11 protein-coding genes are annotated in these 13265 nt (G+C 70.2%); 6 read left to right on the top strand and 5 right to left on the bottom strand.

Annotated features, from left to right (window positions below; all coding sequences use genetic code 11):
- Positions 1–213 precede the first annotated feature (213 nt).
- Positions 214–2820, top strand: coding sequence for an ATP-dependent chaperone ClpB (gene clpB, locus ACFW16_RS10975; protein WP_380304723.1), 2607 nt, complete (start codon positions 214–216; stop codon positions 2818–2820).
- Positions 2821–2861: 41 nt separating this feature from the next.
- Here the strand turns inward: clpB and ACFW16_RS10970 are convergent, their stop codons facing one another.
- Positions 2862–3767, bottom strand: a complete 906-nt coding sequence (locus tag ACFW16_RS10970) for a LysR substrate-binding domain-containing protein (RefSeq protein WP_380304721.1) — start codon at positions 3765–3767, stop codon at positions 2862–2864.
- Between the two features lie 113 nt (positions 3768–3880).
- Between ACFW16_RS10970 and ACFW16_RS10965 the strand changes: the two genes are divergently transcribed.
- The 3 genes from ACFW16_RS10965 to ACFW16_RS10955 are packed head-to-tail and all read left to right on the top strand — an operon-like array spanning position 3881 to position 5415.
- Positions 3881–4612, top strand: coding sequence for an SDR family oxidoreductase (locus ACFW16_RS10965; protein ID WP_380304719.1), 732 nt, complete (start codon positions 3881–3883; stop codon positions 4610–4612).
- A gap of 12 nt (positions 4613–4624) precedes the next feature.
- Positions 4625–4987 carry an Atu4866 domain-containing protein gene (locus ACFW16_RS10960; RefSeq protein WP_380304717.1) on the top strand — a complete coding sequence of 121 codons (363 nt, stop codon included), beginning with the start codon at positions 4625–4627 and terminating at the stop codon, positions 4985–4987.
- Between the two features lie 47 nt (positions 4988–5034).
- Complete coding sequence (locus ACFW16_RS10955; protein ID WP_380304798.1) at positions 5035–5415, top strand: VOC family protein; 381 nt, start codon at positions 5035–5037, stop codon at positions 5413–5415.
- Between the two features lie 10 nt (positions 5416–5425).
- Here the strand turns inward: ACFW16_RS10955 and ACFW16_RS10950 are convergent, their stop codons facing one another.
- Together ACFW16_RS10950 and rsgA are read right to left on the bottom strand one after the other, a co-directional pair.
- Complete coding sequence (locus ACFW16_RS10950) at positions 5426–7408, bottom strand: M1 family metallopeptidase (protein WP_380304715.1); 1983 nt, start codon at positions 7406–7408, stop codon at positions 5426–5428.
- Between the two features lie 280 nt (positions 7409–7688).
- Positions 7689–8759 (bottom strand): ribosome small subunit-dependent GTPase A, encoded by a 1071-nt coding sequence (gene rsgA / locus ACFW16_RS10945; RefSeq protein WP_380304713.1) that lies wholly within the window; start codon positions 8757–8759, stop codon positions 7689–7691.
- 264 nt (positions 8760–9023) lie between these two features.
- Here rsgA and ACFW16_RS10940 point away from each other — a divergent pair, with 264 nt between their 5' ends.
- Both ACFW16_RS10940 and ACFW16_RS10935 read left to right on the top strand, forming a co-directional pair.
- Positions 9024–9956, top strand: coding sequence for a cyclase family protein (locus ACFW16_RS10940; RefSeq protein WP_380304711.1), 933 nt, complete (start codon positions 9024–9026; stop codon positions 9954–9956).
- 70 nt (positions 9957–10026) lie between these two features.
- Positions 10027–11190: a dienelactone hydrolase family protein gene (locus tag ACFW16_RS10935; RefSeq protein ID WP_380304709.1), complete on the top strand. Its 1164-nt coding sequence runs from the start codon at positions 10027–10029 to the stop codon at positions 11188–11190.
- A gap of 17 nt (positions 11191–11207) precedes the next feature.
- Here the strand turns inward: ACFW16_RS10935 and ACFW16_RS10930 are convergent, their stop codons facing one another.
- Positions 11208–12047 (bottom strand): HpcH/HpaI aldolase/citrate lyase family protein, encoded by an 840-nt coding sequence (locus tag ACFW16_RS10930; protein WP_380304707.1) that lies wholly within the window; start codon positions 12045–12047, stop codon positions 11208–11210.
- Positions 12044–13255: a CaiB/BaiF CoA transferase family protein gene (locus tag ACFW16_RS10925; RefSeq protein WP_380304705.1), complete on the bottom strand. Its 1212-nt coding sequence runs from the start codon at positions 13253–13255 to the stop codon at positions 12044–12046. The genes ACFW16_RS10930 and ACFW16_RS10925 overlap by 4 nt, the downstream gene beginning before the upstream one ends.
- Positions 13256–13265: the final 10 nt, after the last annotated feature.

Here is a 13265-nt window from a genome sequence, read left to right as displayed (position 1 = left end):
GCGCACCGAGGATCACCGCTATGCGCGATTGGGACCGGCTTCGGATCGGCGCGCCCAGCGGCGCATGCGGTTCCGGATGTCTCCGGCGGCTCTTGTTGCCGCCGGGCCACACTCCTACATCAGTCCTGCATCCTCCCGGATCGCACTGATGTGGATCAAGGCGGGGTCGGGCTTCGTGCAAGACGACCGCGCCGGACAGTGGAGACAGAATTTATGGATCTTCAGAAGTTCACCGAGCGCAGCCAGGGATTCCTGCAGGCCGCTCAGACCGCGGCGCTGACCCGCGGCCACCAGCAGCTTTTGCCCGAGCATCTGCTCAAGGTGCTGCTCGACGACGAGGAGGGGCTCGCGGCCAACCTGATCCGCAGCGCCGGGGGCCGGCCGGAGGCGGCGGCCCAGGCGGTGGAGCAGGCGCTGGCCAAGCAGCCCAAGGTCGAGGGCGGCGGCGGCCAAGTCTATATGAGCCGCGAGCTGGCCCGGGTGCTGGACCAGGCGCAGGAGCAGGCGAAGAAGGCCGGCGACCAGTATGTCGCGGCCGAGCGCCTCCTGCTCGCGCTCGCCATCGCCAAGGAGACCGAGGCCGGCCGCGCCCTGGCCCAGGCCGGCGTGACGCCGCAGACGCTGAACCGCGCCGTCGACGCCATGCGCAAGGGCCGCACCGCCGACAGCCCCGGCGCCGAGGGCCAGTATGAGGCCCTGAAGAAATACGCGCGCGACCTGACCGAGGCCGCGCGGTCGGGCAAGCTCGACCCGGTGATCGGCCGGGACGAGGAGATCCGCCGCACCATCCAGGTGCTGTCCCGCCGCACCAAGAACAACCCGGTGCTGATCGGCGAGCCCGGCGTCGGCAAGACCGCGATCGTCGAAGGCCTGGCCCTGCGCATCGTCAACGGCGACGTGCCGGAGAGCCTGAAGAACAAGCGCCTGCTGGCGCTCGACCTCGGCTCCCTGGTCGCCGGCGCCAAGTTCCGCGGCGAGTTCGAGGAGCGGCTGAAGGCCGTGCTGCAGGAGGTGACGTCGGCCGCCGGCGAGATCGTGCTGTTCATCGACGAGATGCACCAGCTGGTCGGCGCCGGCAAGGCGGACGGCGCCATGGACGCGTCGAACATGCTGAAGCCGGCGCTGGCGCGCGGCGAGCTGCACTGCGTCGGCGCCACCACGCTCGACGAGTACCGCAAGCATGTCGAGAAGGACGCGGCGCTGGCCCGGCGGTTCCAGCCGGTCTTCGTCTCCGAGCCGACGGTCGAGGACACGATCTCGATTCTGCGCGGCCTGAAGGAGAAGTACGAGCTGCACCACGGCGTGCGCATCACCGACGGCGCGATCGTGGCCGCGGCCACCTTGTCGAACCGCTACATCACCGACCGGTTCCTGCCGGACAAGGCGATCGACCTGGTCGACGAGGCCGGGTCGCGGCTGCGCATGCAGGTCGACAGCAAGCCCGAGGAGATCGAGGCGCTGGACCGGCGCGCCATGCAGCTGAAGATCGAACGCGAGGCGCTGAAGAAGGAGACCGACGCGGCCTCGAAGGACCGCCTCGCCAAGCTGGAGCAGGAGCTGGCCGAGCTGGAAGAGCAGTCCTCCTCGCTGACCGCCGCCTGGACCGCGGAGAAGGAGAAGCTGTCCGCCGCCACCAAGGTCAAGGAGCAGCTGGACCAGGCCCGGGGCGAGCTGGAGCAGGCGCAGCGCGCCGGCAACTGGGCGCGGGCTGGCGAGCTGACCTATGGCGTGATCCCGGATCTCGAGAAGAAGCTGGCCGAGGCCGACACGGCGCAGGCTTCGCACATGGTGCGCGAGGAGGTGCAGGCCGACGACATCGCCGCGGTGGTCAGCCGCTGGACCGGCGTGCCGGTCGACAAGATGCTGGAGGGCGAGCGCGACAAGCTGCTCCATATGGAGGAGAAGCTGAAGACCCGCGTCGTCGGCCAGGACGAGGCGCTGACCGCGGTCGCCAATGCGGTTCGGCGTGCCCGTGCCGGGCTGCAGGACCCGAACCGGCCGATCGGCAGCTTCCTGTTCCTGGGGCCGACCGGCGTCGGCAAGACCGAGCTGACCAAGGCACTGGCCGAGTTCCTGTTCGACGACGACACGGCGATGGTCCGCATCGACATGTCGGAGTTCATGGAGAAGCACGCGGTCAGCCGGCTGATCGGCGCGCCGCCGGGCTATGTCGGCTATGACGAGGGCGGGGCGCTGACCGAGGCGGTGCGGCGCCGGCCTTACCAGGTGGTGCTGTTCGACGAGGTCGAGAAGGCCCATCCGGACGTCTTCAACGTGCTGCTGCAGGTGCTGGACGACGGCCGCCTGACCGACGGGCAGGGGCGGACGGTCGACTTCCGCAACACCCTGATCGTCATGACCTCGAATCTAGGCTCCGAGCATCTCGCCGTCGCCTCGATCGAGCAGGGCGACGAGGGCGAGATCGACTTCGTCAGCCGCGAGAAGGTGCTGATGGCGGTGCGCCAGCACTTCCGGCCGGAGTTCCTGAACCGGCTCGACGAGATGATCGTGTTCCGCCGCCTGACCCGGGCGAACATGACCGGCATCGTCGAGATCCAGCTCGGCCGGCTGCGCCAGCTGCTGGCCGACCGCAAGGTGGTGCTGGAGCTGGACGACAAGGCCAAGGGCTGGCTGGCGGAGCAGGGCTACGACCCGATCTACGGGGCGCGGCCGCTGAAGCGGGTGATCCAGCGCGAGCTGCAGAACCCGCTGGCGACGGCGATCCTGGAGGGCCGGGTGGTCGACGACAGCGCGGTCAAGGTCACCGCCGGCGAAGAGGGGCTGGTGCTCGCACCCCAGCCGCTCGCCGCGGCGGCCTGATCGGGCAGAACAGGGAAGGGGCGCTGCAGCGCCCCTTTCGCCTACACCGTGATCTCGAACACGAAATCGAGGAAGGCGCGCACCCGCGCCGGGGGCAGGCCGCGCGAGCGGTGATAGGCGTAGACCGGGAAGCGCTCGTCCGACCAGTCGGGCAGCAGCCGGACCAGCCGGCCGGACGCCAGCAGGTCGCGGACGCTGAACTCCAGCGGCTGGCCGATGCCCTGGCCGCCCAGCAGGGCGCCGATCAGGCCACCGGCGTCGTTGACCGTCAGCCGGCCCTTGACCGGCACCGACAGCACCTCGGCCTTGCGCCGGAACTCCCACTCATAGGGCCGGCCGGTGGCGGCCTCCTTCACCAGCACGCATTCATGGCCGTCCCGGATCAGGTCGTCCGGGTGCCGCGGCCGGCCGTGCCGCGCCACATAGTCGGGCGAGGCGCAGGTCAGCACCCGTGTCTCCAGCAGCAGCCTGCTGTTCAGGCCGGACTGCTCCGGCTCGCCGAAGCGCAGGGCGATGTCGAAGCCTTCCGCCACCAGGTCGCCGATACGGTCGCGCACTACTAGCTCCAGCTCGATCTCCGGGTGGCGCACCATGAAGCCGGCGAGCCGCGGCGCCAGGACATAATGACCGAAGGCGGCGTCGGCATTGACCCGCAGCCGGCCGCGCACTGCCGTGGCGCCGCCCGACGCCTCGGCGGCCCGCTCCTCGATGCCGGTCAGGTGCGGCATCACCCCGTCATAGAAGCGGCGGCCCTCCTCGGTCAGCGTGATCGCCCGCGGCGTGCGGTCGAACAGGCGAACGCCCAACCGCGCCTCCAGCCGGGCGACGGCACGGCTGACGCCGGACTGGGTCAGCCCCAGGCTGTCCGCCGCCCGCACGAAGCTGCCGGCCTCGACCACCGCGGCCAGGGCGCTGATGCCGCTCAGCAGGCGGCCGTCGAAGGCCATGAGCACGATTCCCAGTCATCGAAATGATGTCGACTATGCGCTCGTGTCGCGACGGGTCAAGCCATAGGGTCTCCGGCAGCGGCAAGAAACGCCGCAGCTGATGGAGATCCGACATGGAAGGCAAGGTCATTGCCGTCACCGGCGCGTCGAGCGGCATCGGCGAGGCCGTGGCGCGTCACTTCGCCAGGGCCGGCGCCGCGGTCATGCTCGGCGCCCGCCGCCTGCACCGTCTGGAGGTCGTGGCCGACGAGATCCGCCGCGACGGCGGCCGGGTCGCGCTGCAGCGCCTGGACGTCACCCGTCGCGAGGATGTGGACGCCTTCGTCCAGGCCGCGGTGGCGCAGTTCGGCCGGCTGGACGTGATCGTCAACAACGCCGGGGTGATGCCGCTGTCCCCGGTCGCAGACCTCAAGGTCGAGGAATGGGACCGGATGGTCGACGTCAACCTCAAGGGCGTGCTGTACGGCGTGGCCGCGGCCCTGCCAGTGTTCCGGGCCCAGGGCTCCGGCCACATCGTCAACGTCACCTCGGTCGCCGACCGGCGCATCGTGCCGACCGCCGCGGTCTATTCGGCCACGAAATTCGCCGTGCGCGCCTTCTCCGAGGGGCTGCGGCAGGAGATCGGCGGCGGTATCCGGGTCACGGTGGTGGCGCCTGGCGCGACGGAGTCGGAGCTGGCCAACGGCATCTCCGACCCCGAGCTGCGGCGGGCGGCGATCGAGGATTACCGCCGCGACCTGCTCCCGGCCGAGGCCATCGCCCGCGCGGTCGCCTACGCCGTCGCCCAGCCGCCGGAGGTCGACGTCAACGAGCTGGTCGTGCGCCCGACCGGCCAGGCTTATTGAGCGGAGGCCGTGATGGTTCCTTCCCGCGTCGCCCTGGCGGCTCTGGCGGTTCTTGCCGCCCCCGCCGCCGAAGCCCAGTCCCCGATCACCCCGGCACAGGCCATCGACATGACCCGCACCGACCTCTCCGAAGCCGATCTCGCCGGCATGTGGGTGACCGAGAACGGCCACATCCGGCTCGAGCTGCTGGCCGGCGGCCGCTACGACGAGGCGCGCGGCGCCCGGCGCAGCGCCTATACCGGCCGGTGGGAGATCCGCGGCCCGGGCGAGATCTTCTTCGCCGATGATTCCGGCTTCACCGCCACGGGCACTGTCGCCGACGGCACCCTGGAGGTGGGCGGTGACCGCTTCCGTCGGGACGGGCGCTGGGACTGACCGACGTGCCGTCCTATATCCTTGGGCTTGAGGAGAAGGACGGCATGATCCGCATCGACCATCTCGACCACCTGGTGCTGACCGTGGCCAGCATCGAGGCGACCTGCGACTTCTACACTCGCGCGCTGGGGATGCAGGTCGAGACCTTCGGCCAGAACCGCAAAGCCCTGCGCTTCGGCGACCAGAAGATCAACCTGCACCAGGCCGGGCGCGAGTTCGAGCCGAAGGCGCTGCGGCCGACGCCGGGCTCGGCCGATCTCTGCTTCATCGCTGTGACGCCGCTGGAGGAGGTGGTGGCCCATCTCCAGCGCCTCGGCATCGCGATCGAGGAGGGCCCGGTGCCCCGCACGGGGGCGGCCGGGCCGATCCGTTCGGTCTATCTGCGTGATCCCGACGCCAACCTGATCGAGATCTCGAACCCGGCGTGAACGGCGGCGGCTATTTCGCCTTGGCCTTCCAGACGTTGTCGGTACGATCCTTGTCCGGCAGCTTGTTGTCGGGGTCGATGCGAACCTGCGCGACCGTCTTGCCGGCCTCGGTCGTCACCGTCGTCGTCGCTTGGCGGATGAAGCTCTCGGCGGGCAGGCGATAGTCGCGGCGGCTGCCGTCGGCGAAATCGACGCGCAGGGTCGCGGGCAGGACGAGCTTGTCCTTGGCTTCGACGGTGATCGTCGTGCCCTTGGCCGCATCGCCGTCGACGGGTGCGACCTTGGCGATGGCGAGATCGAGCGACCAGTTGTTGTCGTACCAGCCGCGCCACCACCAGGACAGATCCTCGCCGGCGGCGCTGTCCATGAACCGGAAGAAGTCGGCCGGCTTGGGATGCTTGTAGGCCCAGGCGGCGATGAATTCGCGGAAGGCGGGATCGAAGCGCTCGGGTCCTAGGATCTGCTCGCGCAGCAGGATCAGCCCGAAGGCCGATTTGAAGTAGGTGACCGGGTGACGGTACTTCTCGAGGATCGTGTCGGCGCGCGACAGGATCGCCGGCGCGTCGGGGTCCTTGAGGACGGCGAGGATCTCGTCGGCCGGATTGCCGCCGCCCGGCGCGTATTCGCTGTCACGCTTCGGGGCGTATTCGCCCTTGTTGAAGTCGTCCGATTCGTAGACGTCGATGAAGGTGTTGAAGCCCTCGTCCATCCAGGCGTCCCTGCGCTCGTCGAAGCCGACGATCATCGGGAACCAAGTATGGCCGATCTCGTGCGCGGTGATCCAGAACAGGTCCTTGCCTTCGTCGCCGATGCCGTCGAACAGCAGGCCCGGATACTCCATCCCGGCGATGTTGTCGGGCCCCGCGACATTGACCGCGACCGGCCAGGGATAGGGATACCAGCGCGCCGAGAACCGCTCGACGGCATCCTTCAGATATTCGGTCGACCGGCCCCAGCGCACGGGGCCCTGGCTCTCGGCCGGATAGAACGACATGGCCAGCGCCGATTTGCCGTCCGGCAGGTTGATGCGGGCCGCGTCCCAGGCGAAGGCCGGCGAGATCGACAGCGCCACGTCGCGCGTGTGCTGCATCGCGAAATGCCAGGTCAGCGTGCCGTCCGCCTTGGGCCGTGTCGCAGCGTCGCCGACATCCTGCGGGGCGATGACCGCCACCGTATGGTCGCTGGCGCGGGCCTTATCGAGCCGGTCGCGTTCCTCCCTGGTCAGAACCTCATCCGGATTCTTCAATTCGCCTGAGCCGGCGACGATCATGGTGCTCGGCACCGTGATCTCGTAGTCGAAATCGCCGTACTCCAGGTAGAATTCCTGGGCGAGGAACGGCAGCGTGTCCCAGCCGCGGATGTCGTCATAGACCTGCATGCGCGGATACCATTGGGCGAGCATGTAGACCGGGCCGTCCTCGGCCTTGCCCCAGCCCATGCGGCCACCCCATTCCTCTCCCGGAATGTCGAAATGATAGCGGATGTGGAGCTTGATCTGGCCGCCCTTCGGTGCCAGCGGCGTGCTCAACGGGATACGCCCGCGGGTGTCGCTCACCAGGACGGAGGCCGGCGTGGTCTTGCCGTCGCGCTCGATGGCGACGTCGTCAAACACGAAACCGTCGGAGGAGCCCTTCTCCGGCTTGCCGGCAGCGGCGGCGCCGCGGCTGTCCGGCCGGTACATGTTCTGGTCGAGCTGCAGCCACAATTCGCCGAGCGCGTCCGGGCTGTTGTTGGTATAGGCGATCACCTCTTCCCCGCTCAGGGAAGGGGTCTTGGGGTCGAGCGTCGCCTTGATCCGGTAGTCGGCGCGATTCTGCCAATACTCCGGGCCGGGCGCGCCGTTGCCCGATCGATAGGCGTTGACTGCCTGTCCCATGTCCCGCGGCGCGAAGGTCTCGCGCGGCTGGTAATCCGCCGCCAGCGCCGGGGTGGCGATGAGGAGGGCGGCAAGGGCGGGCACGGGGCGAAGCGGCAGGGTGCGGGAACGAGACATTCGGCTGATTCCCTTCATGGGTTTCCAGCTCCGGCGCGTGGCCAAGGTCGTGGACCTCCGGAGGGCGGATCTCGTACGGCTTCCGGGCGCGCCGTCGCAGAATGCTGTCGAGTCGACGGCGCCCCGGCCGAAGCTTTCGCGGCGATCTAAGAAGGAATTCGCAAGGGCGATGCAAATCGTTTAGAGCATGATTCGCGTGGCCCATGCATCCACTGGATGCATGACGACAGTCATATCGAATTCCAACGATCGTCCCGGCGCTGCGCGGCTGGCGATGGCCTCACCCCCAGTCGCCGCGCTTCTTGCCGGCGCGATACTGCTTGTGCCGCTGGATCCAGACCTTGCGCGCCCTTTCACGGGCCAGCGGGTCCTCCTTGCGCTCTAGATGCGCCAGTTCGCGCTGCAGCTTGCCCCAGCTGCGCCAGCGCTCCGGGTCCAGGCTGCCGTCTTCCAGGGCGGCGCGCACGGCGCAGCCGGGCTCGGTCTCGTGGCTGCAGTCGGCGAAGCGGCACTCCGCCGCCAGCGCCTCGATGTCGGCGAAGGTCGCGGCGACGCCGTCCCCGGCGTCCCACAGGCCGAGCTCGCGCATGCCCGGCGTGTCCAGCACCAGCCTTCCGTTCGGCAGCAGCACCAGCTCGCGATGGGTCGTGGTGTGGCGGCCGCGGGCGTCGTCCTCGCGGATCCCACCGGTGGCCATCAGCTCCGTCCCCGCCAGGGCATTGACCAGGCTGGACTTGCCGACGCCGGAGCTGCCCAGCAGCACCGCCGTCTGGCCCGGGGCGAAGCTGTCGCGCAGGCCCTCGACGCCCTCGCCGGTGACGGCGGAGACGACATGGACCGGCACGCCCAGCGCCACCGCCTCGATCTCGGCCAGCGGCGCATCGCGATCGTCGCACAGATCGGCCTTGGTCAGCACCACGATGGGGGAGGCGCCGCTCTCCCAGGCCGTGGCCAGATAGCGCTCGATCCGCCGGGCGTTGAGGTCGGCGTTCAGCGAGGTGACCAGGAAGGCCACCTCGACATTGGCGGCCACCACCTGGCCGGTCGGGCGGCCGGGGCCGGCGGCCTTGCGGGTGAAGGCGCCGCGCCGCGGCAGCAGCTGGTGGATGGTGGCGCTGCCCTCGTCCGGGCGCAGGGATGCGGCCACCCAGTCGCCGGCCACCGGATAGTCGCCCTCCAGCGCCTCATGGGCGAAGCGGCCGGAGAGTTGGCCGGTCATTTCTCCGGCCGGGGTGACGAGCCGGCAGGCGCCGCGCTGCTGCACGGTGACGCGCGCCGGGCTGAGGCCGCGGGCGGCGAGCGGACGGAAATCGTGCTGGAGCGCCGGGCTCCAGCCATAGCGGTCGATCAATGGAGTATCCTCGATCGGAAAGCCTGTCAGGCGCCGGCCGAGGAGATCCTATTGTCAGGAGGCCCGAGCGGCGGCGCAGCGAAAGGGGGCGCGAAGCGCGCGGACAATCGCAGCCATCGTCATACCCTCCTTTCCGAGCCGTCAGGGGCAGTTCACGGATAAGCCGGCCGGGGCGGGGCGTCAAGCCGGAGCGCGATCTTCTCGCTTGGAGGCCGCCCGGGGTCGGGCGATGCTCGCCGGTGCAAACCATCGAAGGGGGCTTCCATGCTGCGCATTCCGGCCGCGACGGCCGTCCTGTCCCTCGCGCTTGCCGCCGCGCCGCCGGCGCAGGCGGCGGAAGGGCTGTGGAGCATCTATGATTCGGCGCTGAAGGGCGCGAAGTACATCGACCTGACCCATGCCTTCGCGCCGACCCAGCCGGTCTGGCCGGGCTTCGGCAACGCCGAGTTCAAGCCGGCGACGGCGGGCAACGATCTGCCGGACTACGCCAAGAAGGGCGACGAGTTCACCTATGCCAAGCACGGCTTCGTCGCCAGCGCCTATGCCCTGCCGACCGACCAGTACGGCACCCAGCTCGACCCGCCGGCGCATTGGGACGAATACGGCGCCACGATCAGCGACCTGCCGCCGACCTTCGCGGTGCGGCCGCTGGTGGTGATCGACATCCACGAGAAGGTGGCGAAGGACCCCAGCTACGCCATGACCGTCGAGGACGTGACGGCCTGGGAGGCGAAGCACGGCACCGTGCCCGAGGGCAGCGTCGTCATGGTTCGCACCGACTGGTCGAAGAAGTGGGGCGATGTCGAGCACTTCAACGACAAGCCGTTCCCCGGCGTGTCGCTGGACGCGCTGAAGTTCCTGCATCTCGAGCGCCGCATCCTGTTCCACGGCCACGAGCCGCTGGACACCGACGCCACGCCGACGCTGGAGGGCGAGGCCTGGCTGATGCACAACCACTTCACCCAGGCGGAAGGCGTGGCCAATCTCGACCAGGTGCCGGAGGCCGGGGCGCTGATCGCCATCGGCTACGCCAAGCCGCTGGGCGGCACCGGCGGCTACGCCCGCTACATCGCCATCGCCCCGGCCGACTGGCCGCACGGCGTCACCATCGCCGAGGCGCCGGGCGCGCCGCTGCCGAAGCAGACCGCCCCGCTGCGCCGGGGCCCCGACGGGGTGATGCGGCCGACGCCGCAATAGGCGATGAGGGGAGGGGGCCTGTGCCCTCCCCATCCGTTCCGGGCGGCAGAAGAGAGGGGAGGACGACCCGATGCGTTTCCGGGCTCTGGCGTGGGTTGCCGCGGCTGCGGCCGCGCTGACCATGGGGGAGGCGGCGATGGCGGCCGAGGCGGATCACGAGACGAAGGGGGTGACCGAGAACAACCTCCCGGTCTTCTACCAGAAGCTGAAGGACCGGCTGGATTTCGCCCTGGCCCGGGACCGGACCGGCGGGGACTTTTCGCACTGGCGGGCAACCGCGCGGGCGAAGTACTGGGACCTCCTGATCCAGCCGGACGACGCGACACCCTTCGATGCGCGGACGATGGAGGAGCAGGACCGCGGTCCCTATGTGGCGCGGAAGATCGTGCTGTCGATCACCGGCAGCAGCCGCGTCGCCGCGCTGCTGCTGGTGCCGAAGGGTCCGGGGCCGTTCCCGGCGGCGCTGGTGCTGCACGACCACGGCGGCAAGTTCGACATCGGCAAGGAGAAGATGGTCCGGCCCTGGGGCGATGACGCGCGCTTGGCCTCGGCCCAGGCCTGGGTCGACAAGTATTATTCGGGCAACTTCATCGGCGACGACCTGGCCCGCCGCGGCTATGTCGTGCTGGCGACCGACGCGCTGGGCTGGGGCGACCGGCAGAACAACGGCCCGGAGTCGCAGCAGGCGCTGGCCTCCAACCTGTTCAACCTCGGCTCTTCCCTGGCCGGCACCATCGCGGTGGAGGATGTGCGGGCGGCGCGCTGGCTCGCCTCGCTGCCCGAGGTCGACAAGGGCCGCGTGGCGGCGGTTGGCTTCTCCATGGGTGCCTTCCGGGCCTGGCAGGTGGCGGCCTTGACCGACGCGGTCACGGCCGGCGTCGCGGTCAACTGGATGGCGACGCTGGACGGGCTGATGGTGCCCGGCAACAACCAGCTCAAGGGGCAGTCGGCCTTCAACATGCTGCATCCCGGCATGTTCCGCTGGTTCGACTATCCCGACGCCGCCTCGATCGCAGCGCCGAAGCCGATGCTGTTCTATGCCGGCGAGACCGACCCGCTGTTCCCGGTGGCCTCGGTGCGCACGGCCTTCGCGAAGATGGAGAAGGTCTGGGCCGATGCCGGCGCGCCGGACCGGTTCTCCGCCAAGGTCTGGCCGAATGCCCATATCTTCCGGGCCGAGGAGCAGGCGGAGGCCTTCGGCTGGCTCGACCGGGAGTTCGGCCGGCGGGAGTGAGGGGCGGGCCTCCGTGCTCACCCAGCCGAGGCGAGAATGCGCCGGGCCCGCTCCACGATCGGCGCATCGACGAAGCGCCCGTCGACCAGATAGGCGCCCTTGCCCTCGCGCTGCGCGGCGGCGTCGGCCTCCACCACCCGGCGGGCCCAGGCGAGATCCTCCTCCGTCGGCGCGAAGGCCTTGTTGAGGATCGGCACCACGGCCGGGTGGATGCAACTGGCCCCATCGAAGCCGAAGGCTCGGGCCTCGCGTGCGGCCGCCGTCATCCCCTCGACGTCGCGGTAATCGGCGACCGAGCGCAGCAGGCCGTAGGAGCGCAGCCCCGCCGCCTTGGCGGCGTAGTGGAGGAGGAGCTTCGGCAGCCGCAGCGTCTCCGGCGTCGGCGCCGCGCCGGTGGCGGTGGCGAAATCCTCCGAGCCCAGGGCCAGCGCGGCGACGCGGGGGGCCGCGGCGATGGCGCGGGCGTCCAGCAGCGCCGCCGGATCCTCGATCAAGGCCACGAACTCCATCGCGGGCCGGCCGAGGCCCTGTTCGATGGGGGCGAGCCGCCCGGCCAGCTCCGCCAGATCCGCCGCGGAGCCGGTCTTCGGCACCAGGAGACCCGCCGCGCCGGCCCGGCAGGCGGCCTCCGCATCGAGGAAACGCAGCTCCGGCTCGGCGTTGATCCGCACATAGATCGTGGCGCCGGACCGGCCGGCCTGGGCGACGCTGTCCGCCAGCGCGTTCCGCGCCGCCGTCTTGCGGGATGGCGCGACGGCGTCCTCGAGATCGAGGATCACGGCGTCGGCGCCGCGCGTATGGGCTTTCTCGATGAAGCGCGGCTCGGAGGCCGGGACGTAGAGCAGCGAGCGGATCATGGGGTGTCTCCCGTCGCGGTCTTGCGGGCCTGCGCCGAACGGGCGATTTCGGCCTTCAGCTCCGCCGTGTGCTCGCCGAGCCCGGGCGCGGGGCGCCTCAGGCCGCCCGGCGTTCCGGACAGGCGCGGCAGCACGGCATGCATGGGCAGGGAGCCGTTGTCGGCGTCCTCGACCTCGACGATCACGCCGCGCTCGCGGAAATGCGGATCGGCGGCGATGTCGGCGATGTCGTAGACCGGGCCGACCGTGGCACCCGCCTCGCGCATCACCTGCAGCGCCGTGTCGCGGTCGCGCTCGGCGAACCAGGCGCCGACAGCCTGGTCGACGAGGTCGCGATGCCGGACCCGCGCCGCGTTGCTGGAGAAGCGCGGATCGGTCTTCATGTCCGGCCGGCCGATGATGTCGAAGATCCGCATCGCGATCACCTGCATCGATCCGGACAGCGCGACGTATTTGCCGTCGCCGCAGCGGTAGACGTTGCGGGGCGACGAGGTGTTGGAGGCGCTGCCGGTGCGCTGCTTGACCTTGCCGGTGACCTGGTGGATCGCCGCCTCGGGGCCGAGCACGGCGAACATCGGCTCCAGCAGCGACAGGTCGATCACCTGGCCTCGTGCGTGGCCCTTCTCGCGGGCGAGCAGCGCCATGGTGACGGCCTGCGCCCCGGTGATGCCGGCGATCATGTCGGCGAGCGCGAGCGGCGGCAGCACCGGCTCGCGGTCGGGGAAGCCGGTGCGGGCGGCGAAGCCGCTCATCGCCTCGACCAGCGTGCCGAAGCCCGGATAGGCGGCATAGGGGCCGGTCTGGCCGAAGCCGGAGATCCGCACCACGATCAGGTCGGGGTTGATCCCGAGCAGCCGCTGCGGCGCGATGCCCATGGATTCGAGCGTCCCGGGGCGGAAGTTCTCGATGAAGACGTCGGCCGTCTCGACGAGCGCGAGCAGCGCGTCCATGTCGGCCGCCTCGCGCAGGTTCAGCACCATCGAGCGCTTGTTGCGGCCGTAGACCTTCCAGTGCAGCGACTGGCCGTCATCGGTCCAGTCGCGCAGCGGATCGCCCGTCGGCGGCTCGATCTTGACGACGTCGGCGCCGAAATCGGCAAGCTGCAGCGACAGCATGTTGCCGGCGACGAGGCGGGACAGGTCGAGGACGCGCACGCCGGACAGCGGGCCGGACAGCGTCGGGTCGAAGCGGATCGGGGGCTCGGTCATCGGCGGCTCG

The organism is Inquilinus sp. NPDC058860, from assembly GCF_042743185.1.
Classification (GTDB): Bacteria; Pseudomonadota; Alphaproteobacteria; order DSM-16000; family Inquilinaceae; genus Inquilinus.
Note: the sequence above shows the minus strand (reverse complement) of the source record. Positions and strands in the feature narration are given on the sequence as shown.

What these genes read in the sequence shown, in the direction of transcription:
- clpB (WP_380304723.1), top strand. Translation starts at nt 214, where the DNA reads ATGGATCTTCAGAAGTTCACCGAGCGCAGCCAGGGATTCCTGCAGGCC.
- ACFW16_RS10970 (WP_380304721.1), bottom strand. Translation starts at nt 3,767, where the DNA reads ATGGCCTTCGACGGCCGCCTGCTGAGCGGCATCAGCGCCCTGGCCGCG.
- ACFW16_RS10965 (WP_380304719.1), top strand. Translation starts at nt 3,881, where the DNA reads ATGGAAGGCAAGGTCATTGCCGTCACCGGCGCGTCGAGCGGCATCGGC.
- ACFW16_RS10960 (WP_380304717.1), top strand. Translation starts at nt 4,625, where the DNA reads ATGGTTCCTTCCCGCGTCGCCCTGGCGGCTCTGGCGGTTCTTGCCGCC.
- ACFW16_RS10950 (WP_380304715.1), bottom strand. Translation starts at nt 7,408, where the DNA reads ATGTCTCGTTCCCGCACCCTGCCGCTTCGCCCCGTGCCCGCCCTTGCC.
- ACFW16_RS10940 (WP_380304711.1), top strand. Translation starts at nt 9,024, where the DNA reads ATGCTGCGCATTCCGGCCGCGACGGCCGTCCTGTCCCTCGCGCTTGCC.
- ACFW16_RS10935 (WP_380304709.1), top strand. Translation starts at nt 10,027, where the DNA reads ATGCGTTTCCGGGCTCTGGCGTGGGTTGCCGCGGCTGCGGCCGCGCTG.
- ACFW16_RS10930 (WP_380304707.1), bottom strand. Translation starts at nt 12,047, where the DNA reads ATGATCCGCTCGCTGCTCTACGTCCCGGCCTCCGAGCCGCGCTTCATC.
- ACFW16_RS10925 (WP_380304705.1), bottom strand. Translation starts at nt 13,255, where the DNA reads ATGACCGAGCCCCCGATCCGCTTCGACCCGACGCTGTCCGGCCCGCTG.